This is a genomic window from Bradyrhizobium sp. 155 (genome assembly GCF_023101105.1).
Taxonomy (GTDB): Bacteria; Pseudomonadota; Alphaproteobacteria; order Rhizobiales; family Xanthobacteraceae; genus Bradyrhizobium; species Bradyrhizobium canariense_D.
In genome coordinates, this window is the sequence record NZ_CP064704.1 from 492,223 (window position 1) to 518,526 (window position 26,304).

22 protein-coding genes and 1 tRNA gene are annotated in these 26,304 nt (G+C 63.9%); 15 read left to right on the forward strand and 8 right to left on the reverse strand.

Annotated elements, in window-relative coordinates:
* Window positions 1-69: 69 nt before the first annotated feature.
* Genes yidC through rpmH form a run of 3 tightly spaced genes read right to left on the reverse strand, consistent with a single transcriptional unit; the run spans window position 70 to window position 2,506 of the window.
* A complete protein-coding gene (gene yidC, locus IVA93_RS02375; protein WP_026232445.1) occupies window positions 70-1,917 on the reverse strand; it encodes a membrane protein insertase YidC in 1,848 nt (615 codons plus the stop codon).
* 13 nt (window positions 1,918-1,930) lie between these two features.
* Window positions 1,931-2,344: a ribonuclease P protein component gene (rnpA, locus tag IVA93_RS02380; protein ID WP_018453036.1), complete on the reverse strand. Its 414-nt coding sequence runs from the start codon at window positions 2,342-2,344 to the stop codon at window positions 1,931-1,933.
* 27 nt (window positions 2,345-2,371) lie between these two features.
* Window positions 2,372-2,506: a 50S ribosomal protein L34 gene (gene rpmH, locus IVA93_RS02385; RefSeq protein ID WP_008542748.1), complete on the reverse strand. Its 135-nt coding sequence runs from the start codon at window positions 2,504-2,506 to the stop codon at window positions 2,372-2,374.
* Window positions 2,507-2,888: 382 nt separating this feature from the next.
* Between rpmH and IVA93_RS02390 the strand changes: the two genes are divergently transcribed.
* Both IVA93_RS02390 and IVA93_RS02395 read left to right on the forward strand, forming a co-directional pair.
* Window positions 2,889-4,388 carry an ATP-binding protein gene (locus tag IVA93_RS02390; RefSeq protein ID WP_026232446.1) on the forward strand — a complete coding sequence of 500 codons (1,500 nt, stop codon included), beginning with the start codon at window positions 2,889-2,891 and terminating at the stop codon, window positions 4,386-4,388.
* Between the two features lie 163 nt (window positions 4,389-4,551).
* Window positions 4,552-4,628 (forward strand) — tRNA-Arg (locus tag IVA93_RS02395).
* 129 nt (window positions 4,629-4,757) lie between these two features.
* Here IVA93_RS02395 and IVA93_RS02400 read toward each other — a convergent pair.
* Window positions 4,758-4,982 (reverse strand): hypothetical protein, encoded by a 225-nt coding sequence (locus IVA93_RS02400; protein ID WP_018453038.1) that lies wholly within the window; start codon window positions 4,980-4,982, stop codon window positions 4,758-4,760.
* Between the two features lie 266 nt (window positions 4,983-5,248).
* On the opposite strand from IVA93_RS02400, the gene IVA93_RS02405 reads away from it, so the two are divergent.
* The 5 genes from IVA93_RS02405 to IVA93_RS02425 all read left to right on the forward strand — a co-directional run bounded on the left by IVA93_RS02405 (window position 5,249) and on the right by IVA93_RS02425 (window position 11,787).
* Window positions 5,249-5,695 carry a hypothetical protein gene (locus IVA93_RS02405; RefSeq protein ID WP_247299217.1) on the forward strand — a complete coding sequence of 149 codons (447 nt, stop codon included), beginning with the start codon at window positions 5,249-5,251 and terminating at the stop codon, window positions 5,693-5,695.
* Window positions 5,696-6,393: 698 nt separating this feature from the next.
* Window positions 6,394-6,552, forward strand: coding sequence for a hypothetical protein (locus IVA93_RS02410; RefSeq protein ID WP_247541851.1), 159 nt, complete (start codon window positions 6,394-6,396; stop codon window positions 6,550-6,552).
* 256 nt (window positions 6,553-6,808) lie between these two features.
* Window positions 6,809-8,962, forward strand: coding sequence for a GumC family protein (locus tag IVA93_RS02415; protein WP_018453042.1), 2,154 nt, complete (start codon window positions 6,809-6,811; stop codon window positions 8,960-8,962).
* Window positions 8,963-8,964: 2 nt separating this feature from the next.
* Complete coding sequence (locus IVA93_RS02420) at window positions 8,965-10,128, forward strand: glycoside hydrolase family 5 protein (RefSeq protein WP_018453043.1); 1,164 nt, start codon at window positions 8,965-8,967, stop codon at window positions 10,126-10,128.
* Window positions 10,129-10,206: 78 nt separating this feature from the next.
* The gene (locus IVA93_RS02425) at window positions 10,207-11,787 is read left to right on the forward strand and encodes a hypothetical protein (protein ID WP_018453044.1); all 1,581 of its coding nucleotides are present in this window, start codon (window positions 10,207-10,209) and stop codon (window positions 11,785-11,787) included.
* A gap of 45 nt (window positions 11,788-11,832) precedes the next feature.
* Here IVA93_RS02425 and IVA93_RS02430 read toward each other — a convergent pair whose 3' ends face one another.
* Window positions 11,833-12,855: an LLM class flavin-dependent oxidoreductase gene (locus IVA93_RS02430; RefSeq protein ID WP_018453045.1), complete on the reverse strand. Its 1,023-nt coding sequence runs from the start codon at window positions 12,853-12,855 to the stop codon at window positions 11,833-11,835.
* 273 nt (window positions 12,856-13,128) lie between these two features.
* Here IVA93_RS02430 and IVA93_RS02435 point away from each other — a divergent pair, with 273 nt between their 5' ends.
* The 7 genes from IVA93_RS02435 to IVA93_RS02460 all read left to right on the forward strand — a co-directional run bounded on the left by IVA93_RS02435 (window position 13,129) and on the right by IVA93_RS02460 (window position 20,945).
* A complete protein-coding gene (locus IVA93_RS02435) occupies window positions 13,129-13,638 on the forward strand; it encodes a DUF2867 domain-containing protein (protein WP_018453046.1) in 510 nt (169 codons plus the stop codon).
* A 273-nt stretch (window positions 13,639-13,911) separates the two neighbouring features.
* On the forward strand, window positions 13,912-14,994 hold the full coding sequence (locus IVA93_RS02440; RefSeq protein ID WP_247789649.1) for a calcium:cation antiporter: 1,083 nt from the start codon (window positions 13,912-13,914) through the stop codon (window positions 14,992-14,994).
* Window positions 14,995-15,055: 61 nt separating this feature from the next.
* Window positions 15,056-16,171, forward strand: coding sequence for an efflux RND transporter periplasmic adaptor subunit (locus IVA93_RS02445; protein ID WP_247376290.1), 1,116 nt, complete (start codon window positions 15,056-15,058; stop codon window positions 16,169-16,171).
* Window positions 16,172-16,221: 50 nt separating this feature from the next.
* Window positions 16,222-19,035, forward strand: a complete 2,814-nt coding sequence (locus IVA93_RS02450) for an efflux RND transporter permease subunit (protein WP_253075718.1) — start codon at window positions 16,222-16,224, stop codon at window positions 19,033-19,035.
* The gene (locus IVA93_RS40655) at window positions 19,026-19,205 is read left to right on the forward strand and encodes an efflux RND transporter permease subunit (protein ID WP_253075719.1); all 180 of its coding nucleotides are present in this window, start codon (window positions 19,026-19,028) and stop codon (window positions 19,203-19,205) included. Before IVA93_RS02450 ends, IVA93_RS40655 begins: the two co-directional genes overlap by 10 nt.
* Before the next feature lie 98 nt (window positions 19,206-19,303).
* Window positions 19,304-20,323 carry an alpha/beta hydrolase gene (locus IVA93_RS02455; protein WP_247476630.1) on the forward strand — a complete coding sequence of 340 codons (1,020 nt, stop codon included), beginning with the start codon at window positions 19,304-19,306 and terminating at the stop codon, window positions 20,321-20,323.
* A gap of 76 nt (window positions 20,324-20,399) precedes the next feature.
* Entirely contained in the window at window positions 20,400-20,945 is a 546-nt protein-coding gene (locus IVA93_RS02460) for a hypothetical protein (protein ID WP_018453052.1), read from the forward strand.
* 660 nt (window positions 20,946-21,605) lie between these two features.
* Here the strand turns inward: IVA93_RS02460 and IVA93_RS02465 are convergent.
* Window positions 21,606-23,627 carry a YgiQ family radical SAM protein gene (locus IVA93_RS02465; RefSeq protein ID WP_018453053.1) on the reverse strand — a complete coding sequence of 674 codons (2,022 nt, stop codon included), beginning with the start codon at window positions 23,625-23,627 and terminating at the stop codon, window positions 21,606-21,608.
* Window positions 23,628-23,893: 266 nt separating this feature from the next.
* On the opposite strand from IVA93_RS02465, the gene IVA93_RS02470 reads away from it, so the two are divergent.
* Window positions 23,894-24,058 (forward strand): hypothetical protein, encoded by a 165-nt coding sequence (locus IVA93_RS02470; protein ID WP_162847272.1) that lies wholly within the window; start codon window positions 23,894-23,896, stop codon window positions 24,056-24,058.
* Window positions 24,059-24,064: 6 nt separating this feature from the next.
* Here the strand turns inward: IVA93_RS02470 and IVA93_RS02475 are convergent, their stop codons facing one another.
* Window positions 24,065-24,730, reverse strand: coding sequence for a GntR family transcriptional regulator (locus IVA93_RS02475; protein ID WP_018453055.1), 666 nt, complete (start codon window positions 24,728-24,730; stop codon window positions 24,065-24,067).
* 8 nt (window positions 24,731-24,738) lie between these two features.
* Window positions 24,739-26,151 (reverse strand): FAD-binding oxidoreductase, encoded by a 1,413-nt coding sequence (locus tag IVA93_RS02480; protein ID WP_018453056.1) that lies wholly within the window; start codon window positions 26,149-26,151, stop codon window positions 24,739-24,741.
* Window positions 26,152-26,304: the final 153 nt, after the last annotated feature.

The window sequence follows — 26,304 nt, forward strand, 5'->3', positions numbered from 1 at the left end:
AGTAATCCAAAAATGCATCCGCGAAGGGACTCTGGATTGCTTCGTCGCTTTGCCTCGCAATGACGACCGCTACGTCGCCTTCTTCGCGAACGTCGCCTTGAGATTGTCGAACAGCTCCACCTTCACGCCGTTGCGGCGCATGATGAAGCTCTGCTGAAGCACCGAGAGCGTGTTGTTCCAGGCCCAGTAGATCACGAGGCCCGCCGGGAAGCCCGCCAGCATGAAGGTGAAGATCAGCGGCATCCAGTTGAAGATCATCTGCTGCGTCGGATCCGGCGGCGTCGGATTCAGCTTCATCTGGAACCACATCGTGATGCCCATGATGATCGGCCAGATGCCGAGCGCGAGGTAGTGGCCGAACACGGGAATGGTGGTCGGATCGAACGGGATCAGCCCGAACAGAGTGAACAGGTTGGTCGGGTCCGGCGCGGAAAGATCCTTGATCCAGCCGAAGAACGGCGCGTGCCGCATCTCGATGGTGACGAACAGCACCTTGTACAGCGAGAAGAACACCGGGATCTGGATCACCACGGGAAGACAGCCGGCGACCGGATTGATCTTCTCCTTGCGGTAGATCTCCATCATCTCCTGCTGCTGCTTCACCTTGTCGTCAGGGTAGCGCTCCTTCAGCGCCTGAAGCTGCGGTTGGACCGACTTCATCTTCGCCATCGAGGCGTAGGACTTGTTCGCCAGCGGGAAGAACAGGAGCTTCACGATCACGGTCACGAGCAGGATCGAGATGCCGAAATTGCCGAAGAAGCGGTAGAAGAAGTCGAGGCCGAGGAACATCGGCTTGGTGATGAAGTAGAACCAGCCCCAGTCGATCAACAGATCGAAATGGTTGAGGCCGAGTTCCTTGTTGTAGCCGCCATGGCCGGCGAGCGGGAAGTTGATGCCGACAACGCTGGCTTCCTTGGCGCCGGCGAACAGCCGCGCGTTCGCGGTCGCGGAGCCGCCGATCGCGACGGTGACCGGATCGAGCAGATAATCGGTCTGGTAGGTGTGGACGTTGCCACTCGGATTCGACGAGAAGCGCGCCTGAATCTGCGCACTGGTGTCCGGCAGCAGCGCCGAGGCCCAGTATTTGTCGGTCATGCCGAGCCAGCCATTGGTGGCCTTGAAGTTCACCGTCCTGGCTTCGTCGATTTTCTTGTAGGCGTATTCCTGCAAGCCATCGAGATAGCCGATCAGGCCTTCATGCAGGATGTAGTAGCCGGAGACCTGCGGCGTGCCGTGGCGCGAGATCAGTGCGAACGGATAGAGCGTGACCGGCGCGTTGCCGACATTGCTCACCTCGTCCTTGACGGTAAAGAGGTAGTGGTCGTCGACCGAGATGGTGCGACGGAAGTTGAGGCCCTCGCCATTGTCCCATTTCAGCAGCACCGGGGTCGTCGGCGTCAGGCTGCCGCTGCCGTCCTGCTGCCAGACGGTCTGCGCGTCCGGCAGTTTCGCCGTCACGCCCGTCGCCGGTACCCAGCCGAACTCGGCGTAATACGGCTCCGCGGTCCCCGAGGGCGAATACAGAATAATCGGCGGTGACTTCGGATCGACCGTTTCGCGGAATTGCACCAGCGCGACATCGTCGATGCGTCCGCCCTTCAGCGAGATGCTGCCGGCGATCCGCGGCGTCTCGATCTTCACGCGCGGGCTGGCAGCAATGGCGGTGTCACGGCTTTGAACCGGCTGGGCTTGCTGGTTCGCGCTCGGCGTCGACGGCTGGGCCGTGCTGCCGGCCTGCGGCGTGGCGCCCGGCGTAGCGGAAGCCGTCGGCTGCGGCGTGGTCTTCTGCAGCTCGGCCTGCGCCTGTTGCTGGGCGCGCTGCTTCTCCATCGCCGGCATGTTGTAGAAATATTGCCAGGCGATCAGCACGAAGCCCGACAGAATGACGGCGAGGATGGTATTGCGGTTGTCGGTCATCATTCTCTCGTCATCAATCCGGTTTGCGGCTGGTCGCAGGAGCGGGGCCGGGCTTTAAGCCGTCGGTTGTTGGGCTGCTTTTTGAGCCGCGTCCCTTGTGCGTATGCCGCGCGGGCTTCGCGAACGCTATGCGCAGATCGTCGAGCATGGTGGCGAAGCCGCGCGAGAGCGCGTCCCTTCGGCCGACCAGCACATAATCATGATGGGGCTGCATCGACACCGGATCGAGCCGCTTCACCAGTTCGCGAAGCCGGCGCCGGATGCGATTGCGCTCGGGGGCGTTGCCGTTCTTTTTGGTGACGGTGAAGCCGATCCGGATTGGGCCGCTATCGTCGCGACCGCGGCTTTGCAGGACGAACGCGGGGCTATTCACCCGCGCGCCATTGGCAACGGCGAGGAAATCCGCTCGCTGCCTCAGCCGATCCATGATGAAATCCCAAAAAGGGGGTCCGGCTCAGGCGCTCAGACGCTTGCGGCCGCGAGCGCGGCGGGCGGCGAGCACCTTTCGGCCGCCGGCCGTGGCGAGACGGGCACGGAAGCCGTGACGGCGCTTGCGCACCAGTTTGCTGGGTTGATAAGTCCGCTTCACGGGTTTTTCTCCGCTGACCGGGCAATTTGCCTGTAGAATTGATGATAAAGTCCGGAAGATGCTGCCCAAAACGGGCCTTTTTCGGCCCCAAGAGAGCCGCTCCCGGCGGTCACACCGGGTCATCGCGGACAATTGCGCGGCTTATAAGCGAGCGCCTTCTTTTCGTCAACGCCGCACAAGAGCTCAATTCCGGCGAATATCGCTGTTTGTGCGGGGTTTTTAACCCTTGAGGTAGCGACTCGCCAAATCTGCGCTTACATCCGACCTTGGCAGATTGACGATCTGTAATTTGACCGCGCTGGGGGCGGGCCGCATCTTCGTACGCGCCAAACCCTTCACCAGCCAAATCTTCAACCCGGTAAAGGCAGCGAGGGCGAATTTCGTGGCAGCGACAGACCTCCAGCCGATCCAGGATGGGGATCAGCGGGACCCGCCGGCGGCGCTGCCGCGTGGGACGCGCGGACTTGGGCTGTCCGGCAAGCTGCTGCTGCTCACCGTCCCCCTGGTGATGATCGCGGCCATCCTGCTCTACGTGCCGGCCATCGCCAACTTCTGGGTCAACCGGCTCAACGACCGCGTCGCCGCGGCCAACACGGCGGCGCTGGTGCTCGATGCGGCGCCGCTCGGCATGGTCCCCGATTCGCTCTCGCGCGAGATCCTGAAAAGCATCAATGCGCGCGCCGTCGCCATCAAGATGGGCCAGCAGCGCCGTCTGCTCGCCAGCGACAATCTGCCCGCCGCGATCGAGCACGACATCGACCTGCGCGACATGACGGCGTGGGAGGCGATCACCGGCTCGTTCCGGATGATGCTGGAGACCGGCAACCAGGCCATCCGGATCGTCGGGCCCGGCGTCGGCAACGCCCAGTTCATGGAGATCGTCACCGACGAGCTGCCGCTGCGGCAGTCGATGTACCGCTTCTCCCGCAACGTCGTGGTGGTCGCGCTGATCATCGCTGTGTTGACCGCGGGCCTCGTCTATCTCGCCATGCATTATCTCTTCGTGCGCCCGATGCGGCGGCTGACCGCGAGCCTGGTCGGCTTCCACGAAAATCCCGAGAGTTCGGCGGGGATCATCGTGCCGAGCCAGCGCAGCGACGAGATCGGCGTTGCCGAGCGTGAATTGTCGGACATGCAGCGCGACCTGATGTCGATGCTGCATCAGAAGAGCCGGCTCGCCGCCCTCGGCCTCGCCGTCTCCAAGATCAATCACGACCTGCGCAATCTGCTGGCCTCGGCACAACTCCTGTCGGACCAGCTCGCCAGCGTGCCGGATCCGCGGGTGCAGCGCTTTGCGCCAAAACTCGTCCGCTCGCTCGAGCGCGCCATCGCCTTCTGTCAGTCGACCTTGTCTTACGGCCGCGCCCAGGAAGCCGCGCCCGACCGGCGCATGATCATGATCGAGCCGGTGGTGCTTGAGGTGCGCGAGACCGCTGGCCTTGCCTCCGACGCCTCGATCTCCTGGGTCGCCGCAATCGAGCGCGGGCTCGCGGTCGATGCCGATCCCGACCAGCTCTTCCGCGTGCTGCTCAACCTCGTCCGCAACGCCGCCCAAGCGCTGGAAAGCCATGCGTCCGCCGAGGGCGGCGCGCAGCAGATCCGGATCACGGGAAAACGCGAGGGCGCGGTCGCCATCCTCGAGGTCTCCGATACCGGCCCTGGCGTGCCGCAGAAGACTCGCGAACACCTGTTCGAGGCGTTCCAGACCTCCGGCCGCCCCGGCGGCAGCGGCCTCGGCCTTGCCATCGCCGCCGAGCTGGTCCGCGCCCATGGCGGCGACATCCATCTGGTCGAAGGCACCATCGGTGCCACCTTCCGGATCGTCATCCCCGACCGCCCCGTGGAACTGCTCTCCGTCCGCAACGAGCGGGCGCGGGCGTAGGTCGGCCGGCGGCTGAGTGCGGAAACCGTCATTTCCCAGCAAAATCACCTCAATCCGGACCTTGCCAATTGGGGCAAGAGCGGTTAGTCAGGGCGCTCTTTCGCACCCCTCCGGCGTCGCCGGGGGCTGCCTGCGGGCCACGCCCGCAATGTCAGCGAAAAACGCGCCCGTAGCTCAGCTGGATAGAGCATCAGACTACGAATCTGAGGGTCGGACGTTCGAATCGTTCCGGGCGCGCCATTTTCGAATACGCGATCGACGCCGATTTCCCGCATCCATTCGTTTCGTCCGCAGGCGGCGCACCCGTTTCGGCGCGATGACAATCAATTGCACTGTTCGGGATTCTGCGTACCGCCGACAAAGCCCGCTTTAGCGCCGCCCTACATCTTGCGCCGCCGGATCCGAACCAAGCCCCTTGCTCGTCAGCAAACGGTTGAACTGATCGGCGGAAAAAAGCTGCCCGTCCGGAGCCGTGATCGACACCACAAAACCATTCACCGCATGCTTGCGGGCCAGGATCACCGCAACGATCGCGCTGTCACGGAAATCCACGGTGCGGCAGTCGTCTTTTACAGCTTCGATGATGAATGTCATTTGGCCCACGACCACCGTTGGCACGCGCCAATTGCGCGCCCGGCCACTCAATCCCGTATCGGTGAAAATGATATTGCCGACAAGCCGGCTATTGACCCGATTGAACCGCAACCATACCCATATTGGGGGAACAGCAGACCGGTCCTGCCTCACGCGTGGTGCGCCACGGATACATAGAACCGGCTTGTGGGCGTCGGACCGGACATCTGTAGAAGCGGGGACTGGTGATGGTTGGTACGACTGAAGGCGAGGACATCGCGTCGGATTTGATCCGAACCGTCTCCCGCCACTCGTTGGCCTACATGCTGTGCGCAGCCAGCGAAATGTTCCGCCACTACGATTTCGATCCGCTGGACTTGATGATCATTCATGCGGTCCTGAACGCCAACGTTCTCAAGATCATGAAGACCCCCGAACTCGACCGGCAATTTGGCAGTATCCAGGCGGTGGAGCCGGACAAGATCAAGCAGGGCGTTTCCCGTGCCGCCCTGTCCCGCTTTTTCGGTCTGCCGATCGAAACCGTTCGGCGGCGCGCCGATCGCTTGAAGAAGCAAGGCATTTTCCGCGAGACCGACCAGGGTCTGATCGTAACCGAAGCCAACCAGTTCAAGTTCGGCAATAATCACGAGTTGCAGAGAACTAACATGCTCCTGGTGCGGAAATTCCTCCGTGACCTGACGGAAGCGGGCGTTGAGCTTCCCGGCGGGATTTGATGGACCATTGGCGCTTCCGAATCGGGACCGCACCAGACGGTGCGCCATTCATCATCCGGCTTTCACGCGCTCTTCGGCCGAAAAGCGACGATGGATCCGCTTGGCTCGTCTTCGCGCATTGCCGCCTCGATTGCCTTCGCCAACGCAGCCTGGTCGAATGGCTTTGATAAACGCGGCAGGCTGGATCGTTCGTTGCTGGGAATCTCTGCGTATCCCGTGCTCAGGAGGATGACCGTCCCGGGGCGCTCCGCGGCGACAGCGCCGGCCAGCTGCAGTCCAGTCATCCCAGGCATGGCAAATTGTCCTCCCCTGACGACGCCGAATCATCCTCGGCACCAAGATCGTTTCCGCCTGACAGGGACCGCGCCGATGAGCGGCCGCGACATCCGTACCTCGTCAGACGAGAATCAGTTGAGAATAATACCGGCCGCGAGCCTGCACCGCAAAGTGGCAGCAAGTCGGCTGTTTCCCGCATAAGATGTAGGTCGCGCGACCGCCCGTGATACGCGAGGGGCACGTCACGCGCTGCTGCGCCGGCAAGAGCGTGGTGCTCTATGAATGGTAAGATCCAGGCACGCTCGGCCGGCGGTGTAAGGTGCAGCACGCAACATCACTTGTAATCTGCTTCACACGCAAATGCGCCCAATGACGCTAGACAAAACAGGTCGCGCCTTCGCGCGGCCTGTTCGGAGCTGGCGATGATGGCTGCACTGGCAAAGGCGATATCCCGCGCGACGAGAACCAACGTTGATGTCGAAACTCTGAAAGTCCTCGTGATCTTTTCGGGCGCGGGAATGCTGCTCTCTCTCGTGGCCGCAATGATCTACGGGCAGGCTGGCAACGCCGCTTTGTTTTGAGATCCGGCGCGCCGGGTCGTCGAAGCGCAAGAAAGTCTTCCGCAAGCGTCCGCGCCAACCAATAGCGGACTTTATGCATTCGGTGTCGCCCGGTATCCGGACGCACGGAACCCCTCTCCGCGCAGGGCCGTGCGTCGTCTCCTTAACGAATCGTTTACCGAGCTTCGCGGCAGCCGTAACCGCGGGTTAACCATGGATATTTACGGTGCAGCAAGTCTCTAGGCTGTGCCTGTTAGTTGATTTCGAGTCCAACCCCATGGCGTTCGGTAGAAGCGCATCTCCGCGAAGCATCGCCCCGACGGAGCCCGCGGCTTCGTGGGAAGCGCCGCGGGCTGCGGCGGCGACCCCCGACAACACCGCCCCCGCGCTGATCAAGGGATCGCTGACCCTCACCGGCGCGTTCTCTTTTCTGCGTGAGAACGGCCGGCGCATCCTGATGCTGGCGCTGGCACTCTTCGCGCTCGGCGTCGCCGTGCTGATGGTGCTGCCGGTCCGCTATGCCGCGACGGCGCTCGTCGTGGTCGATCCCCGCGAGCTGCGCGTGACCACGGACCAGGACGTGCTGCCTGGCATCGGCCAGGACGCCGCTGCGCTTCAGAGCCAGATCGAGATCGCCAAATCGGACGGCTTTCTCCGGCCCCTGATCGAGAAGCTCAAGATCGCCGACGACGAGGATATCGCAGGCGGTCATACCGACATGACGCGCCTGCTCGAAAAACTCCGCAGCCGCCTCGATATCTCGCGTCGCGGCCTGACTTACGTCATCGCCATCTCGTTCACCTCGAACAGTGCGGAGCGGGCAGCGTATTATGCCAATGCCATCGCAGAGGCGTTCGTCGCGACCCAGAGCCGCGTGCGCAGCGATGCGACGGACGAGGCGGCCGACTGGCTCAAGGACCGGCTGAAGACGCTCAGCGAGCGCCTGCGCGTCTCGGAAGACGCCGTCGCAGCCTTCCGGCTCGAGCACAAGATCCTCAATGCCGGCAAGGATTCCACCACCCAGCAATTGCGGGTGACCGACCTGAACCAGCAGGTCTCCGCGGCTCGTGCGCGCACCGAGGAAGCCAAGGCGCGTTACGAGCAGGTGCAGCGCGATCTCAAGGCCAATGTCGAAGGTCCGGTGAAGCAGGATCTCCTGAGCATGCTGCGCGCGCAGCGCTCGACCCTGAACGACCAGATCGCACAGAAGAAGGCGGTCTACGGCGACCGCCATCCTGATCTTGCGATCTCCTACAGCCAGTTGGCTGACATCAACAGGCAGATCGAGGTCGAGCGGAAGAAGAACATCGACACCGCGAAGTCCGAATACGAGGCCCAGCTCGAGCAGCAGGCCGCGCTGGAAAAGCAGCTCAAGGCGGTCGAGACGCAGATGCTGGTGGACGGCCAGGCGCTCGTGAAGCTGCAGGAGCTGCAGCGCGATGCCGATGCCAACAAGAACATCTACGAGCAGTTTTTGTCGCGGTTCAAGACGACCAACGAGCAGCGTCAGCTTCAGAGCTCGCAGACCAAGATCGCTTCGCCCGCGATCCCGCCGCTGCGCTCGACGCGTCCGCCGCTCGCCCTGCTGCTCGCCGCGCTCGCGATCGGCTCGCTGCTGACGTCAACCGCTACGGTTGCGGCGATGACGAGCATGTCCGACAAGTCCGATCCTGCCGAGGCTCCGGCTCGAACGCCCACGCGTGCGGAGGCGAGGGAGACGCCGAAGCGGCAAGCCAAGCGTCCGGCTCCGGCCGTGCAGCAACCCGAGGCGATGCCGAACCTTCCGGTCTGGTCCCGCATTCCCGAACTGATGTCGGGAGCTGCGCCCAACACTGTCTGGCAACGACCGATTGCCGCCCCAGCCGAGCTCGATCTCGGCGCTTACTTGCGTCCGCTGCTCGAGCGTATCGATCGTGCCCCGGTGCGTGGCTGCAAGGTCGCCCTCGTGCTGTCGGTCGGCAAGAGCGCCGGCGGCAATACCGTTGCGCGCTCGCTCAACCGCGCGGCCGTCAATCGCGGCATGATGAGCGTGCTGATCCGGCTGCAGCCGGAATTCGCGGGCGCCCAGCCGCCGGTGACCGAATGGCAGGACGGCTCGACCACGGCAGGACTCCAGTCGATCGACGAGCTGCTGAGCGCCGGCAGGAAGGCCGATGCGCGGCCGGAGGACGACATTCGCTCGGAGTTCGACCTGATCATCGTCCATGCGAACAATCTTGCCTTGCAGCCAGATGCGATCGCGCTCGCCGCGCACGCGGACCTGATCATCCCGGTGGTGCGCGCCGGCGAGCTCGGTTCGGCGGCGATGCGACGGGTGACCGCCGCGCTGTCGAAGTACGACACCGTGCCGACCGGTCTCGTCGTCAATCATGCGCCCGCCGGCTCTGCCGCGCCTCACCCTGACGGCGGTGCGCTTAGCAGGGCGGTTTGACGATGGCGACGCCGTGCCGTCGTCTGCTCCTTGCCACGATCTTGCTATCCACGATCTTGATGCCAACGTCGCTCGCCTCCGCGACATCGGCCGAAACTTGCGTACCTGCCTCGCAGACCGTCGCGCCGCACAGGCTCGCCGCACTGTCGCGCGGGTTCAATGCCGACGGCTGGATCAATGGCGAAAAATCCGCGCCTCCAACTCGCGAATTGCTGCAGCAGCTTCGCAAGGCGGGGATGAGTCATGTCCGCTTGCCGGTGCCGGCCGAGCGCGTGATGCTGCGCTTCGCTTCGAAAGCGGAACGCGATGAGACGCTGCGTGCGCTCGACAAGGCATTGAAGCAGCTCATCTCGCTCGGCTATTCAATCTCCGTCGATCTTCATCCCGGCGATCGTTTCAATCGCCTGCACAAGGACGACGCCGACGCCTCGCTGCGCGAGCTGGAGGATGCGTGGGGCACGCTCGCCCGGGTCATTCAATCGTTCCCGGCCGACCGCGTGTTCGCCGAGCTGCTCAATGAGCCCGACATCGAAGCCGGCAGATGGCAAAAGCAGGTCGAAACGCTCGCCGCCTTCGTTCGCCAATTGCTTCCCGCGACCACGCTGATCGTCGGCCCGGTCGACTGGCAACGCGCGGACTCGCTGCCGCGGTTTCGCCCGTTGCCGGATCCAAACGTCGTCTACGCCATCCATTTCTACGATCCCATGGTGTTCACACACCAGGGCCACTGGGACGTGCAGGATCCGCTGCACGACATCACGGATCTGCGTTATCCGATCAGCGCCGGCGATCCCGGGGTTCAGGCGCTCCGCCGGGATTTGCAGGACAGAGGCGCGACGAAGGCGCTCCTCATGCTCGACACGGCGATTGCCGCCGCCAGGGACAAGCCGGATGTCAGCCGCTGGCTCGCGCCCGCGGTCGCGTGGCAGCAGCAATTTTCGCGGCCGATCATCATCAACGAATTTGGCGTGTTGAAAGCCGCGGCGCCCCGGGACAGCCGCGTACGCTGGCTCGCGGCCGTGACCGCATATGCGCGGGCGCATTGCTGGGGCTGGGCGCATTGGGAGCTGGCGCAGGGATTCGGCCTGCTCGAAAACGGGACCGGCAAGCCCGATCCCGACGTCATGCGCGCGCTGTTCGGCGCCGCGAAGCCGGGCCGCCGCTGAAGCCGGTCCGTCATCGTTAACGAATCCTTACGCATCCTGCCGCTATCGTGGCCGCCGCGCTGCGCCAAAGGACGAGTCATGAGTGGCGGGACCTCACCGCATCTTCAAGCCGTGCAGGCGGGCTGTCCCGAGCCTTCGCGTTCGCCTTCACGTTCGCCTTGGCGCGAGCTGATCCCGACGCTCTGCATCGCCATCGCAACCATCGGCTTTGTGCCGGTCCTGCACGGGGCGAGCCCGGTCCTGTCCCTGACCGTCGAAGTTCTCGTCGCCATCGCCATCGTGGTTGCGGCTCCAACCTACGCGCCGGCGATCGCGATCTTCGTCCTGTTCTTCCAGAACCTGTTCGTCTCGATCCTGTCGCCGCTGATTTCGGCGCCGTCCGACCTGGACTTCATCAAAGGCTATAATTTTCTCGTCTGCTCCGTGATGTGGCTGACGACATTTGGGCTCTACGTCGCCGGCCAAAGGAACCGGTCGACTGAGGTCAATCAGATCATGCGCTGGGGCGTCGTGACCCTCGCCGTGGTGTCGTTGTATTTCGCGATCGGCTTCGTCCAGGACGGCCAGGCGGCAACGGTCTATCTGCGCAACATCGTGCTGCCGCTGTTCCTGTTTCAGCTCTCGCTGCTGACGGCCGCGACCTATGAGGTTCGCGCCACGCCGTTCCTGGTGACGCTTGGAGTCATTCTGATCCTGTGCGGATACGTCGAGTTTGCGTTTCGGGATTTCTGGCTGGCCGTCACCAACGGCTACACGTTCTGGGGTTTCGACGAGCTCAAGGCGGCCCGCTCCGGCGCTTGGGAAGCCGAGATGCGCGCCACCGGCAACGTGCCGGTCGATCTGAAGGATCGCTTCAGCTTCGACTTTCTCAATACGCCCCTGCTCGAAGGGTTCGGCGTGTCGAAGATCCTCCGCATCCACGGGCCGAATATGCACCCGATCAGCTTCGCGTACGGGATCGCGTTTTTCGGGCTTTTCCTGTTTTCGGTAGGGCGTCCGGTTCTGGCCCTCGTGGCGTTGCCGCTGCTGATCGTTTGCAGCGTGAAGGGAGCGCTCATCGTGGTGGTGTTCGTCGCCACGGCCTGGATATCGACCCGTCTGCTCGGCGCCGTGGTGACGCTATGGCTCGGCTTCGTGGCCTTGATCGTGTTTGCAATTGTCGCGATCCGCGTCGGCTTGCAGATCGGCGACTATCACGTCCTCGGCCTCATGGGCGGCTTGAACGGATTTCTCGAAAAGCCGTTTGGCCGCGGCCTGGGCGTCGGCGGAAATCTGTCGGACGATTATTTCTCGATCGACTGGAGCGCCGCGCAGGCCGCCGGAACGACCAACGGCGCCGTCGAGAGTGCGATCGGGGTCCTGCTGTACCAGATGGGCATCGCCGCCCTCGTTCCGCTGGCGTTTCATTTCGCGGTGGCGCTGAAGGCCTGGCGTCTTTATGCGTTCTCCGGATATCTGACGCAGGGGCTCGCGGGCTTCGGCGTCATGGTCGTGCTGCTGAATGGATTGTTTCAGGAAGAGGCCTTGTTCGCGCCGCTGGCGCTGGGGCTCATGCTCTCGCTCACCGGACTGGTCATCGGCAGCCAGATCAGGGCGCAGACGGTCTCCGTTCCGGATGCCGATCCGGAGCGGCTGGCACACTACCAGCCCGCGACGTAGCCTTTAAAAGCCGTAACCTTTAAAAATTGTGCGGCAGTCCAGGCGTCACCGCCACCCCAGCGCAGGCGCCACATGCGTGAGGATCGCCTCGATGGCGTGCGCGCAATAGTCGACGCCGAGCTGGTTCGGAATCGTCAACAGCAACGTGTCCGCCTCGGCGATCGCCTCGTCCGTTCGGAGCTGCTCGATCAGCACATCAGGCTCCGCCGCATAGGAGCGGCCGAAGATCGCGCGGGTGCGCGGGTCGATGAAGCCGACCTGGTCCTCGCTGCCGCGCTCGCCGCCGAAATAGGCGCGGTCGCGATCGTCGATCAGCGCGAAGATGCTGCGGCTGACGGAGACGCGCGGCTCGCGGGGGTGGCCGGCCTCTTTCCAGGCTGCGCGATAGGTACGGATTTGCGCGGCCTGCTGCACGTGGAAGGCTTCGCCGGTCTCGTCGTTCTTGAGCGTCGAGCTCTGCAGATTCATGCCGTGCCTGGCGGCCCAGACCGCCGTGGCGTTCGAGCCGGCACCCCACCAGATCCTCTCGCGCAGACCTTCCGCATGCGGTTCGAGCCGCAACAGCCCCGGTGGATTTGGGAACATCGGCTGCGGGTTGGGTTTTGCAAAACCTTCGCCGCGCAAGATGTCGAGAAAGACCTCGGCATGACGCCGGCCCATGTCGGCGTCGCTCTCGCCGTCGGCCGGCCCGTAGCCGAAATAGCGCCAGCCATCGATCACCTGCTCGGGCGAGCCGCGGCTGATGCCGAGCTGGAGGCGCCCGCCGGCGATGAGATCGGCAGAGCCTGCGTCCTCCGCCATATACAGCGGGTTCTCGTAGCGCATGTCGATCACGGCCGTGCCGATCTCGACCTTGCTGGTCCTGGCGCCGACCGCGGCCAGCAGCGGAAAGGGCGAGGCGAGCTGGCGCGCGAAATGGTGCACGCGGAAATAGGCGCCATCGGCGCCGAGCTCTTCCGCCGCAACCGCAAGCTCGATGGATTGCAGCAGCGTGTCCGCAGCCGAGCGGGTCTGCGATTGCGGCGAGGGCGTCCAGTGCCCGAAGGAGAGGAATCCGATCTTTTTCATGGAGGCAACATATGGAGGACGGGAGGAGTTTGCGACACTTCGGCCGGAGGAAAGATGACGACCTGGGAAGCGCGTATGGGTAAGTGCCGCTCCTCGAGGGGGAAGCGGACCGAAGCAGACATCGCTGCCAGCTGGCCTTTTGGCCTAACTGAGACATGTGCGCCGCAGGATTGTTGCGTTGCAGAGCGCGTGGATATAAAAGGACGGCGGCGGCAAGATCCTCTGCAACGCCGGCTGCGCTACGCCCCTCCCCGGCATGCGGTACCTGATCCCATGACAAAAGCGCGCGCCGTGCCGATGCCCAGCAACAGCGTGCTTGCGCCGCTTTACGCGGGCGCGGACCTTTTGGACGCCTTTGCAATTCAACTGCCGGCGGGCGCCAGCGATGATGTAGAGGTGCTGGCACGCGCCGCGCTCGAGCGACAGGCGTGGTGGATTCGTGCGCTCACGCGTGTCCGCGATGTGGTGATGGCGGCAGTCGCGGTCAAATCGTCGCGCGCCGTCGGTCTTGCCGCGGCGGCGCGTGGGCCGGTTATCGGCTTCTTCCCGGTGCTGTCAAAGAGTGCGACGGAGTTGGTCGTGGGTGCGGATGACCGGCATCTCGACTTCCGCGTCACCATTCAACTTCGCGCCGATGCAGCAAATGGGCGCGAGCTGGTCGCGGGTACCGTGGTGCATTGCCATAACCGACTGGGGCGCATCTATCTTGCTACGATAGCACCGTTTCATCGCGTGATCGTTCCGGCCAGTTTGGAACAGGCGGCAAGAGCAATGAAGAATTGAGCAGGCTTGGTGGTCGTGACCGGCTGCGGTCGACCAACGAGTCGGCTTCTGGCCCCTCAGCTGACTTGCCGCGCAATCTGTCGAGGACCGCTTGTGACCCGAAGCGGACCTAAGCCGCGAGGAAAACCCCTGGCTGTTTCCGGATGTCTTTCAATCATTGGAGGTTCCCGCGTATGATGGGAGGTCACAAGAGGCCGGCCCATCACAGTACTTGGCGCCGGCCGTCGGGATGAGAATCGCGCCTGAGACGCGATCAAGAACCGGGGGATCGACATGGGTGTGGTGGGTACGACAGCGCGCTGGACGTGGATTTGGCCGGCTCTCGCCTGGGCCATCTTGTTGCTCAGGCTGGTTCTCGGCGGCGGCGGAATTGTATACGCAGCCGCCGGCGCGGCCCTGTTCGGCACGGTCTTCGCCGCCGTATACCACGCCGAGGTGGTCGCTCACCGCGTCGGCGAGCCGTTCGGCACCCTGATCCTCGCGTTAGCGGTGACCGTGATCGAGACGGCGCTCATCGTCTCGGTGATGATCGCAGCGCCTGCCGAGAAAGCCGGACTGGCCCGGGACACGGTCTTCGCGGCGGTCATGATCGTCTGCAACGGCATCGTGGGGGCCTGCCTGCTGTGGGGCGGCGTCCGGCACCGTGAACAGGGTTTCCAGGCGCAAGGCGCCGGCGCCGCTCTCGCCGTGCTCGTCGCTCTCACCAGCCTCACGATGGTGCTTCCGAACCTTGCGGCGCAAGAACTCGGCCCGCTGTACAACACCTCGCAGCTGGTGTTCGCCGCGCTTGCGTCCTTGGTTCTGTACCTGGCGTTCGTTTTCGTTCAGACGATCAGGCACCGTGACTATTTCCTGGCCGCGAAGGGTGCCACGGCGGACGAGCATTCGCCTCCTCCGGACAACAGAACGACCGGTCTGAGTGCCGCTCTCCTCGTCGTCTCCCTTGTGGCCGTCGTGGGCCTTGCAAAGGTCCTGACCCCCAGCGTGGAGAGCGCCATCGATTATCTTCAGGTGCCCAAGGCAGTCGTCGGCACGATCATCGCCGCGCTCGTTCTTCTTCCCGAGGCGGTGGCGGCCGTGAAGGCGGCCCAAAGCGACCGGCTGCAGACCAGTCTCAACCTGGCCCTGGGCTCGGCGCTTGCGACCATCGGGCTGACGATCCCCGCGGTCGCCGCGGTCTCGATCGCGATGGGTTATCGGCTCGAACTCGGGTTGGACATAAAGGATTTGGGCCTGCTGATGCTCACGCTGCTGTTGAGCGTAATCACGCTCGGGACCGGGCGCACCACGGTGCTGCAGGGCGTCGTCCACCTGGTCATCTTCGCCGCGTTTCTGTTTTTCGCGGTGGTGCCGTGATTTGCCGGAACTACGCGGCCGCTCCGAACGGTCGAATTCGGCAGGACTCGAGGAATGCCCGATGATCCGACATCTCGCGCGATTCACCGCTTTGGGCCTCCTTGTCGTCGGCCTGCAGGGCTGTGGAGAGAAGAAGAAGGAAGCGAACGAACAGCCTGTCCGCGGTCTGCGCGCCTACAAGGTCGCTGCGACAGCCGAAAGCCGTGTTCGGCGCTTTCCGAGCGTGCTGCAGCCGGCCGACGTCAGCAGCCTCTCGTTCGAGATCGGCGGGCAGTTGAAGACCGTTGGCCTCACCGTCGGCCAGAAGGTGCAACTCGGGGACGTCCTCGCCGAAATCGACCCGAGATCGCTGCAGAGCCAGGTGGACCAGGCCAGCGCCGGTGTGCAGCAGGCGCAGGCGCAGCTCGACAACGCTCAGTCGGACTTCCAGCGCAAGGAAGAGCTCCTGAAGCGGGGCGTCTCCACCCAAGCGGCTTTCGAACAGTCGAACGCCACCCTGCTCAGCTCCAGGGCCCAAGTTGACCAGGCACGGCGCCAACTCGAATTGGCCAACCAAAACCTGGACCGGAGCAAGCTGCTGGCCCCCTTCGCCGGGACCATCTCCCGGGTCGAAGTCAAATCGTTTGCGCAAGTCGCTGCGGGGCAGCCGGTGGCCACGCTCTACAGCGACGACAGCTTCGAGATGTCCTTTCTGGTCCCGGCCGCGACTTTCCAGAATCTAAAGGTTGGAGCCAAGATTGCGGTCAAGGTCGCCGACAAGCCTGACCTGCCGCTCAAGGGCGAGATCAAGGAGCTCGGGTCGAAGGCGGAGCAAGTGTCGGCCTTCCCGGTTGTCGTCCGGCTCGAGAACACCGCCCCGGGTCTGAACGCCGGCATGTCGGTCGAGGTCACGATCGAAGAGCCCTTGGTCGTGGGTCGCAGCGGCTTCCTCGTCCCGCTCAGCGTGCTTGTGCCCGACGGCGGAAGGGTGCTGCAGAATACCGGGACCGTGTTTGGTTACGACGAGGCAAGTTCGACTGTGAAGAAACGCACCATCACCGTCGGCGGGATCCGGGACAATCGCCTGGTCGTCGTGGAGGGCGTCAAGCCAGGCGATATCCTGGCCTCGGCCGGGGTGTCGTACCTCGCCGACGGACAGAAGGTGAAGCTGCTTCCCTTGGAGGACGCCGCGCCGTGAATCTCCTCACCCGATTCGGACTTGCACGGTCTCGATTCACGATCATGGCCATGATCGGGCTTCTGATCGCCGGGATCGGGCTCTATCCGAACTTCCCGAAGCGCGAAGACCCCGTGATCGTCATCCGGACTGCGGTCGTGTCGGCCCTCTTCCCGGGCATGGCCCCCGAGCGGATGGAAAATCTAGTCGCGATTCCCATCGAACGAAAAGTACGCGAGCTCGCCGAGGTCAAGGACATCAGGACGCTTGCGGGCGAAGGATCCCTGACGATCTATGTCGACTTGAAGGACGAGGTCGCGAACGTCACTGCCACCTGGCAGCGGCTTCGCGACAAGATGGCCGATGCTAAGGTCGAACTGCCCGACGGCGTCGTTGGACCCTTTGTCAACAGCGACTTCGGCGACGTTGCGATCGCCACCATCGCCATCACGGGCGAAGGCTTTTCGCCGCGCGAGCTGAAGGATGCGGCCGAGGATTTCCGGAAGAAGCTGTACCAGATCGCCGGCATCTCCAAGGTCGAGCTTCACGGCGTACAGGACGAACGGGTCTGGCTCGAACTCGATACCCGGAAGTTGGCCGCGATCGGCGTTCAGGTGAACGCTTTGATCAAGGACCTACAGGGGCAGAACGTGGTGCTGCCGTCCGGCAACATCAACGCGGACGGCACGCGCCTCCTGCTGGAGACCTCCGGAGATTTCCCGAACGTGCGGGCGATCGAGACCATGCTGACCCGTGTGGGCAGCACCGACAGCCTGGTCCGGCTCGCTGACATCGTCACTGTCCGCCGGGATTACGTCTCTCCAAAGGTTAAGCCGATCTATTTCAACGGCCGTCCTGCTGTAGTCCTCAGCGTGATCATGCAGCCGGACCAGGATGTCACCCAGATCGGTGTCAAGCTCCGTACGGCGGCACGCGAATTTGAGCAGCGGCTCCCGATCGGCTTCGCCCTCTCCTTCCCCACCTACCAGGCCGATCAGGTCAGCGCCTCCGTCAATTCGGCCCTCTCCAGCGTGGCCCAGACCTTCGTCGTGGTGGCCGTGCTGGTGGTGGTCTTCTTGGGCCTGCGGGCGGGCACCATCGCCGCGATGATCGTGCCGTTCGCCGTGATGTTCTCGTTGATCGGGATGCGGGCTCTTGGGATCGCGCTTGAGCAGGTCTCGATCGCGGCGATCATCATCGCGCTCGGTCTGCTGGTCGACAATGGCGTCGTGATCGTCGAGGACATCGTGAGCCGGATCGGCCGCGGAGTGCCTCCCGAGGAGGCCGGATTGGCGTCCGGAGCACAGTATGCGCTGCCGCTCCTGATCTCTTCGATCACTACGATAGCGGCGTTCTTGCCGCTCATGCTGCTGTCCGGAGCGTCCGGCGAGTATGCGTTCTCGCTCGCGGCCGTGGTGGCGCTCACGCTTGGGGGATCCTGGATCACGGCGCTGTACATCCTTCCCGCTTTGACCGTGTGGCTCATCGGCCGGCGAGCCGGCTCCGGAACGGAGGATGCCGCGCCCTCACGGCTGCAGCGGCTCTATGCCACCGCGCTCGGCCGGGCCTTGCGCTTCTCGCCCATCGTCCTCGCCGGTTGCGTCGCGCTGGTCGTGATCGCGCTTACACAATTCCCACGCATTCCAAAGGAGATGTTTCCGCTCAGCGAACGGAGCCAGTTTCTGGTCTACATGAACATGCCTGACGGGACCGACATCTCGCAGACCGAAGCTCGCGCGCGCGAGATCGAGCGATGGCTGGGCGACAAAACGGCCAACCCTGAAATCTCCAGCCAGATCCTGTACGTCGGAGATGGCGGCCCGAGGTTCTACCTCACCTTGACCCCCGTCCCTCCGGACCCGGCGTCCGCTTTCTTCCTGGTCAATACCACGGACTATCAAGGCGCGGTGCGTGCGGCCGATCGCGCCTGGAAGTATCTCTACGCCAACCATCCGGAGGCAAGCTTCAAAATCAAGCGGCTGGCCATGGGCGCGGTGGAATCCGGCGTCGTGGAGCTCGAGATCTCGGGGTCCGATGGGGACCGGCTGCTTGGCTTCAGCGAACGGGTCCGATCCCTGCTGCAGGCGGCTCCGGACGTGCGCGAGAACGACGACGATTGGGGCAACAAGATCGTCAAGGTGGTCGTCGAGATCGACCAGGACCGTGCCCGCCAGCTCGGGGTGACCTCGGAGGAAGTGACCCGACTGCTGAACACCTACTTCAGCGGCACCGCGGTCTCGATATACCGCGAAGGCGACAACGCCATCCCCATCGTACTGCGCGCCGGCGCCTACACCTCGCAGAGCCTGGAAGGCCTCACCAGCGCCACCTTCGCGAAGAACGGCGGGCTTATCTCGCTGGCGCAGGTCGCCAGGCTGAAGCCCGGGTTCGACTTCGCGCGGATCCGCCGCAAGAACCAGGAACGGACGATCACGGTCACGGCCCGCAGCACCTCCCTGACGGCCGGGCAGCTACTGGAATCGATCCAGCCCCGGCTCGACGAGATGGACATGACCGGCGGCTATCACGTGACCGTGGGGGGCGAGATCCAGAAAAGCGCCGAGACGAACCAGAAGCTGGCCGCCGGCTTTCCCGTCGCGCTCGCCGTGATGGTGCTGGCGATCATCCTGCAATTCAACTCCTTCCGTCGTACGCTCCTGACCTTCGTCAGCATACCGCTGATCCTGATTGGCATTCCGTTCGGGCTGTTGGCGACGGGACAACCGCCCTCGTTCTTCGGCACGCTGGGCATCATCAGCCTGTCGGGGATCATCATCAACAACGCCATCGTGCTGATCGATCAGATCGACATCGAGCGCGAGACGCCGCGCTGCGGAAAGCCCTCGTCGCTGCGTCGGAAAAACGGCTTCGTCCGATCCTCCTGACGTCCGCCACCACGGTGCTCGGGCTCGCACCGATGGCACTGGCCGGCGGCGCGTTGTGGCAGCCCATGGCGGTGCTCATGATGTCGGGACTAGCCGTCGCATCCGTCCTGACACTCTTCTTCGTGCCGGCAGGATACTTTCTGCTGTTCCGCTCGGCTAAAGGAGCCTGACGTGGCGCGCGCCCCTCAGCCATGGCGAAACCGGGAAGATCTGCCGGTCAACCCTCGGCCTCATCGTCTTGGCGCTGTGCTGCTGCGCCTGCAGCCGCGTGCCTCTGGACACGCTGCTACCCGTCGGACAGGTCGAAGCGGAAGGCGTGTCGGTCGTCCCGCTGCTGGTGGCAACGACGCGCAACCGAACGGCTGCCGGAAATGCAGCGATGTTCGACAGCGAACGGGCGGACCAGGTGAACTACGCCTCCATCGCCGTTTCCATCCCGCCGGACGCATCGCGCACTGTCGGTCAGGTTCAGTGGCCGACTTCCTCGCCCGGGGATCCACGACTAAACTTCGTGACGGTCTCGGCCGAAGCGGCCGAAAAACCGGCATTTGGCGCTGCGCTGGCGGCGGCCGCAAAGAAGCCGCGAGCACGTGGAAGAGTCCTTGTATTCGTCCATGGCTTCAACAACAGGTTCGATGAAGCCGTGTACCGGTTCGCCCAGATCGTTCATGATTCCGGAGCGCCGGGGGCTCCCGTCCTGTTCTCCTGGCCGTCGCGGGGGTCCGTCAGCCTGGAAGCCTACAAGGAGGATGCGGAGAGCGCGGCGCAGTCTCGAGATGCATTTTCGCAAGTGCTCGATGCGATCGCCGCTACTCCGAACGTCAAGGAAGTGACCGTCCTGTGTCACTCGATGGGGTGCTATCTCACGTTCGAAACCTTGCGCGCGCGAGCGATAGCTGGCCGCATTGGGGCCAAGATCAAGAACGTGCTGTTCGTTGCGCCCGACGTAGACGCCGACAGTTTCCGTACGCAATTGCACGACATGGGAGCGGTACGGCCACGCTTCGCATTGTTCGTGTCGCGGGACGATGCCCCATTGAAGCTATCGAAGTCTCTCCATGGAGGCGCAATCCGCCTCGGCGGCATCGATCCGGACCAAGAGCCGTATGCCGCTGAATTTCGGCGGGAGGGCGTCGAGCTATTCGATTTGACCCGCCTGCATGGACGCGCTCATTCGCGAGCGTTCGACGACGTGACGACCGTCATGAGTATGATCCAGGCACGCCTTGTCGGCGAGCAGCAGGGTACGGGCGGCGTCTCGAGGCGCCAGGGAGCCGCGCTGCGATGATACGGTGGAGTGGACTCGCATTGCTCATTCGGAAGGCATCGGCCGAAATCGAAACCCAATCAGTTGGAAGGCGCCCTTGATCAAGCGCGGAGAAACACCATCCGATTCCATAGCTGAGGAAATCCCTGAGCCCCTGGCAGAGCCGATTTCCCATTCTTCCGCGGGGCGCGGTGTGCTCACCTACCTGCTCTTGATGGCGGTCCAATTGTTCGGATCGGATTTCATCGTATGGAAGGGCCTGCCGGCCTTCCGGGAGCTAGTGCTCGCGCCTGGTCAGCAGCCGGCCAATACGCCCTATGACGACAATCTGACCCTTGCTGTTCTCATGCTTATGCAGGCGGCTTACTGGTACCGCCTCTTGAAGGTGGCGATCCCGTTCAAAGGCGGACGGCTGTCCCTGAGCCACCTCTTCCTGTTCCTAGGCCGGCTGAACTTCATCTTCGGCAGCGCTGTGTTCTCGATCGTGCTGTTTCGCCACCTTCCCGAACTCGGCCCCGATACCGACGTGGTCTTGATGGCCCGACGTGGGGTGTTGATGGTGATTACGCTGTTCGCGCTGTTCTGCTTCACGTTAGAACTCGAGCGTCTGGGGGATGCACTTGGCGAGAACAAACGAGAGTAGCGCATGCGGCTCGACCGCGCTCTCCACCGAGGTCTGCCGGAGACTATCACCGCTACTACCAGGCCGCCGCGATTACTGTCCAATTTCCTCCTGTGCTTCGGAGGGACCAGGGATCCCGAGCGGAGCGACGCGAAGTCACCGTACTCTGCGATCGCCCCCCTTTAAGAGAGCACTGTCATGACCGCTGTTGGCCCCTAGCTGACTCACAAGGCGGGACTGGCTATGTCCGGTTTCGCGGACAGAGCGGACACCGGCTACCCCGCGAGCTATCGGGTTTACGACTACGCTCCCCAGCGCATCCGGGCGCGCATCGACGCCTGCTGTGTTGAATGGATTCAAGTCGGAGGACGGTTGCTTCGAGCCTCCGCGCGGGACGCGGTGTGAAGCTCGAGGATATCGATACGGAGTAGCGGTTGGGGCTCGCCCTGCCACGCGTGCCGCGACAATGGCATCTTGCGCCTGTTTTGCCCGACGAGTCAATATTTCGTCAAAACATAATTTCGGTTTTTCCGTTATCTCACCCCGCGGATTCAACGGATTCGGCAATCGCCTAAGTCATTGATCCCGCTCATGCCGGCTACTGTGCATGGGGTTGTTTTCGAGGTTTTTGTTTTGAGGGCGACAATGCGAAGCTGAACCGGACCTGATCCGGCTCGCCCGCTACTTCATCACCCGCAAATTCTTGGTCGTGAACCGCTGCGTCTTGCCGTCTGGACGAACCGGCCGCCGCGTGCCGGCGGCCTTGCCGGTGCCGGGCGGCTGGTGCGCGGGGACCAGCTGGTCGGGGCGCGAACCGATCAGATCGGCGCGGCCCATCTCTTTCAGGGCTTCACGCAGCACCGGCCAATTGTCGGGGTCATGGTAGCGCAGGAACGCCTTGTGCAAGCGACGCTGGCGCAGGCCCTTGATCGCCTCGACCTTGTCGCTGCCACCGCGCCGCACGCCGCGCAGTGGGTTGACGCCGGTGTGGTACATCGCCGTCGCGGTCGCCATCGGCGAGGGCAGGAAGGTCTGCACCTGATCCGCGCGGTAGCGGTTCTTCTTCAGCCATAGCGCCAGGTTCATCATGTCCTCGTCGGTCGTGCCCGGATGTGCCGCGATGAAATACGGGATCAAATAGTATTTCTTGCCGGCCTGTTCGGCCGCGGCATCGAACATCCGCTTGAACTGGTTGTAGGCGCCGATGCCGGGCTTCATCATCTTGTCGAGCGGCCCGCGCTCGGTATGTTCGGGCGCGATCTTGAGATAACCGCCGACGTGATGGGTGACGAGCTCCTTGATGTATTCGGGGCTCTCGACCGCGAGGTCGTAGCGCACGCCGGAGGCGACCATCACCTTCTTGATGCCCTTGGTCTCGCGCACCTTGCGATAGAGCCGGATCAGATCGTCATGCGAGGTGTTGAGATTCGGGCAGATCTCGGGGAAGACGCAGGACGGCCGCCGGCACGCGGCCTCGACCTTCGGGTCCTTGCACGCCATCCGGTACATGTTGGCGGTGGGACCGCCGATGTCCGAGATCACGCCGGTGAAGCCCGGCGTCTTGTCGCGGATCTTCTCGATCTCGCGCAGGATCGAGCCCTCGGACCGGTTCTGGATGATGCGGCCCTCGTGCTCGGTGATCGAGCAGAAGGTGCAGCCGCCAAAACAGCCGCGCATGATCGTCACCGAGAACTTGATCATGTCCCACGCCGGGATCTTCGCGTCAACGTAGGACGGATGCGGGGCGCGCGCGTAAGGAAGATCGTAGACGGCGTCCATCTCCTCGCTGGTCAGCGGAATCGGCGGCGGGTTGAGCCAGAGATCGCGATCGCCGTGGCGCTGCACCAGCGGCCGCGCATTGCCGGGATTGCTCTCCCGGTGCAGCACGCGTGACGCGCGCGCATAGGCTTCCTTGTCCTGCTCGACCTGCTCCAAAGCGGGCAGCCGGATCACGGTCAAGCCTTTCGTGCGCGAAGCGCCCTCATCGGCGGAGTCGATATCGTCGGCGTGCAGCTCGGTGTAATCGTCGGGCACGCGGCGGAACAGCGCGACGCCCCTGATGTCGTCGAGCTCGCGCGGCGCCTCGCCGGCGGCGAGACGATTGGCCACTTCGACGACGGCGCGCTCGGCATTGCCGTAGAGCAGCAGGTCCGCCTTGGCGTCGGCCAGCACCGAGCGGCGCACCTTGTCGGACCAGTAATCGTAATGCGCGATCCGGCGCAGCGAGGCCTCGATGCCGCCGAGTACGACCGGGACGCCCTTGAACGCCTCGCGGCAACGCTGCGCGTAGACGACGGTGCAGCGGTCCGGCCGCTTGCCACCTTCGCCGCCCGCGGTATAGGCATCGTCATGGCGCAGGCGACGATCCGCGGTGTAGCGGTTCACCATCGAATCCATGTTGCCGCCGGTGACGCCGAAGAAGACTTTTGGCTTGCCCAATGCCTTGAACGGCTCGGCCGAATGCCAGTCCGGCTGCGAGATGATGCCGACCCGAAAGCCCTGCGCCTCCAGCAGCCGGCCGATGATGGCCATGCCGAAGCTGGGATGGTCGACATAGGCATCGCCCGTCACCAGCACGATGTCGCAAGCGTCCCAGCCGAGCGCATCCATCTCGGCGCGACTCATCGGCAGGAACGGCGCCGGCTTGTGCGGGCGTGCCTGCGCCATCAGGGGTTTTTCGGCGGCGATGATCTGGATGTCCATGGCGCATACGCATAGGACTCCGGGCCTCCGAATACAACCGACGGGCAGGTGAAAGATCCGGTTCCGCGACCGGCAGCCCGGGCGTGCGACCGCGTTAACCGTTCGCGAGCGCCGCCATCAGCTGTCTGCACCTTCTCGGGTCACGCGCAGGAACCAACTGCCCTCGCGAACATTCTGATGCAGGGTTGCGCTGGGCCCGGCTGGCGCGCGCTCGCCTCCGGGGTGTAATATTGCCTCGATGTTCGCCCCTGGCGGATGGGGGAGCCGTGAGTACAGTCATAGAGAACTTGCTGCTCCGAAAGCAGAAGCTGGTTGAGCAGCTCGAGAAGGCGCCCACGGCCGAGGACCGCGACAAAATCGAACACCAGCTCGAACAGATCAACACCGCGCTGGATTTTCTGGACAGGCCCGGCACGAAAAATGCGCGGTAGCAGCGCTCAATCGACCTGCAGCGCTTTGGCGTAGACCACGCCAGAATTGGTGACGTGCGTGGTCATCAGCGTCGCGAAGGCGGCAAACTCGCCGCGGGCGAACAGATCGAGCAGCTTGCGATGCTCGTCGAAAGACGTGCGCGTGCGCACGTCGATCGGCGAAGTCAAATTGGTGCGGAGTGCCGCGACGCGGCTAGATGCGAGCTGATAGGATTCGGCGAGATAGCGGTTGCCGCAATGGGCGAACAGCGCCTCATGGAAAGCGGCATCGGCGCGGCCATAGGCGATGTTGTCCCTGGCTGCAATCGCCGGCTCCATCGCCGCGATCGCCTCGCTCATCGTCGCGATCGCACCGGCGCGATCATGGCGGAAGGCGAGCTCAGCGGCCTTGGGCTCCAGCGCGATCCTGAACGTGCAGAGCGCGGTGATGTCTTCCGCGCTTGGCGTAAAGACAAAACTGCCGACCTGCGGCCGGATCACGACGAGGCCCTGCGCCTGCAGCTGACCCATCGCCTCGCGCACCGGGGTGCGGCTGACGCCGAAGGAGTTTGCCACCATCTCCTCGGAGATGGCGGCGCCGAGCGCGAACTCGCCGTCGATGATGGCCTGGCGCAGCCGCTGCATCACCCGCTGCGACAGCGATTTCGGCGCATCGAGCTTCAGCGATCGCATTGGCTCTCTCAGATCACCTTGCCGGGGTTGAGCAGATGATCGGGATCGAGCGCGGCCTTCAGCGTTCGCATCAGCGCGATCTCGGCCTCGCTGCGGGCATGACCCAGCCACTTCTTCTTCAACGTGCCGATGCCGTGCTCGGCCGAGACGCTGCCGCCCATCTCGCGCACGAGACCGTAAATGATCGCGTCCATCTCTTCCTTCGGCTGCTGCTCGACGGCAAGGCCGGTGACCCAGGAGACGAGATGCAGATTGCCGTCGCCGATATGGCCGTAATAGACGCTTTCGCATCCCTCGACGCCATCAGCCAGCGCCGCCTTGCAGCGCGTGACGAACTCGTCCATCCGCGCCACGGCGAGGCCGATGTCGTAGGAGATGTGCGGACCCAACACCTGGCCGAACTCGGCGCAGATGTCGCGCACGCGCCAGAAGCTTCGCGTCTGCGCCAGCGATTGCGCCACGGCGGCGTCGGCGAGCAGCCCGCGCTCCATCAGCTCTTCGAGCCAGCTTTGGAAGCGCGGTGCGTCGAGGCTCTCGTCGGTGCCCTGCGCTTCCACCAGCACGTAGAGGCCATGGCCTGCGGCGACCGGCGGCTTGACGCCTGCGCGCGACGTGATCACGTCCCAGTAATCCGGCCACATCACCTCGAACGCCGACAGCAGCGGGCCGAGCCCGCTTCGCGCGGCGCCGAGCAGCGCGATCACCGCGGCATAGTCCTCGAGCGCGCAGAGCGCGGCCATGGTCGAACGCGGTTTTGGAAACAGCCGCAGCACCACGCGGGTGATGATGCCGAGCGTGCCTTCCGAGCCGATGAACAGATGCTTCAGATCGTAGCCGGCATTGTTCTTCATCAGCTTGTTGAGGCTAGTGATGATGGTGCCGTCGGGCAGCACGACTTCGAGCCCGAGCACCAGTTCGCGCGTCATGCCATAGCGGATCACGCGATTGCCGCCGGCATTGGTCGAGAGGTTGCCGCCGATGGCGCAGGAGCCGCGCGAGCCGAGATCGAGCGGAAAGAAGAAGCCGGCTTCGTCGGCTGCCATCTGGATCGTCTGAAGCGGCGTGCCTGCTTTCACCGTCATCGTCATCGAGGCGTGATCGATCTCCTCGATCCCGCTCATGCGCTCGAGCGAGATCGCGACCCAGCCTGCTTCAGGCGATGCGCCGCGGCACAGCCCAGTCAATCCGCCCTGCGGCACGAACGGCAGATGCGCCTGCCGGCAGGTCAGAATCGCGTCGGCCACGCCTTGCGCATCGACCGGGCGGATCACCGCGAGCGGCGTTTGCGGCAGGCTCGCGCTCCAGTCGTTGCAATTGCGCGCGGGCACGTCCGGGCCAACGAGCACGGCGGCCGCGCCGAGGCTGTCGCGCAAGGCGCCGAGCAACTGGGTGGGCCGCTCGACCGGGGTCACCATGTCCATGCGAGACCTCCTCGGAATCTGGCTGCGTGTTATGCGCGCCATGACGGCGGAAAGGATTTGCGCCTTTGTTGTATGTAAGGTACAAGCCCGAAAGTAAAGCAAAAACAAGGCTTGCCAAGCTCTGGTTTGATCGTCCGAGACCAGACGCCTGGT

What these genes read in the sequence shown, in the direction of transcription:
- yidC (WP_026232445.1), bottom strand. Translation starts at nt 1,917, where the DNA reads ATGACCGACAACCGCAATACCATCCTCGCCGTCATTCTGTCGGGCTTC.
- rnpA (WP_018453036.1), bottom strand. Translation starts at nt 2,344, where the DNA reads ATGGATCGGCTGAGGCAGCGAGCGGATTTCCTCGCCGTTGCCAATGGC.
- IVA93_RS02400 (WP_018453038.1), bottom strand. Translation starts at nt 4,982, where the DNA reads ATGACATTCATCATCGAAGCTGTAAAAGACGACTGCCGCACCGTGGAT.
- IVA93_RS02410 (WP_247541851.1), top strand. Translation starts at nt 6,394, where the DNA reads ATGATGGCTGCACTGGCAAAGGCGATATCCCGCGCGACGAGAACCAAC.
- IVA93_RS02415 (WP_018453042.1), top strand. Translation starts at nt 6,809, where the DNA reads ATGGCGTTCGGTAGAAGCGCATCTCCGCGAAGCATCGCCCCGACGGAG.
- IVA93_RS02420 (WP_018453043.1), top strand. Translation starts at nt 8,965, where the DNA reads ATGGCGACGCCGTGCCGTCGTCTGCTCCTTGCCACGATCTTGCTATCC.
- IVA93_RS02425 (WP_018453044.1), top strand. Translation starts at nt 10,207, where the DNA reads ATGAGTGGCGGGACCTCACCGCATCTTCAAGCCGTGCAGGCGGGCTGT.
- IVA93_RS02430 (WP_018453045.1), bottom strand. Translation starts at nt 12,855, where the DNA reads ATGAAAAAGATCGGATTCCTCTCCTTCGGGCACTGGACGCCCTCGCCG.
- IVA93_RS02435 (WP_018453046.1), top strand. Translation starts at nt 13,129, where the DNA reads ATGACAAAAGCGCGCGCCGTGCCGATGCCCAGCAACAGCGTGCTTGCG.
- IVA93_RS02440 (WP_247789649.1), top strand. Translation starts at nt 13,912, where the DNA reads ATGGGTGTGGTGGGTACGACAGCGCGCTGGACGTGGATTTGGCCGGCT.
- IVA93_RS02445 (WP_247376290.1), top strand. Translation starts at nt 15,056, where the DNA reads ATGATCCGACATCTCGCGCGATTCACCGCTTTGGGCCTCCTTGTCGTC.
- IVA93_RS02450 (WP_253075718.1), top strand. Translation starts at nt 16,222, where the DNA reads ATGATCGGGCTTCTGATCGCCGGGATCGGGCTCTATCCGAACTTCCCG.
- IVA93_RS02465 (WP_018453053.1), bottom strand. Translation starts at nt 23,627, where the DNA reads ATGGACATCCAGATCATCGCCGCCGAAAAACCCCTGATGGCGCAGGCA.
- IVA93_RS02475 (WP_018453055.1), bottom strand. Translation starts at nt 24,730, where the DNA reads ATGCGATCGCTGAAGCTCGATGCGCCGAAATCGCTGTCGCAGCGGGTG.
- IVA93_RS02480 (WP_018453056.1), bottom strand. Translation starts at nt 26,151, where the DNA reads ATGGACATGGTGACCCCGGTCGAGCGGCCCACCCAGTTGCTCGGCGCC.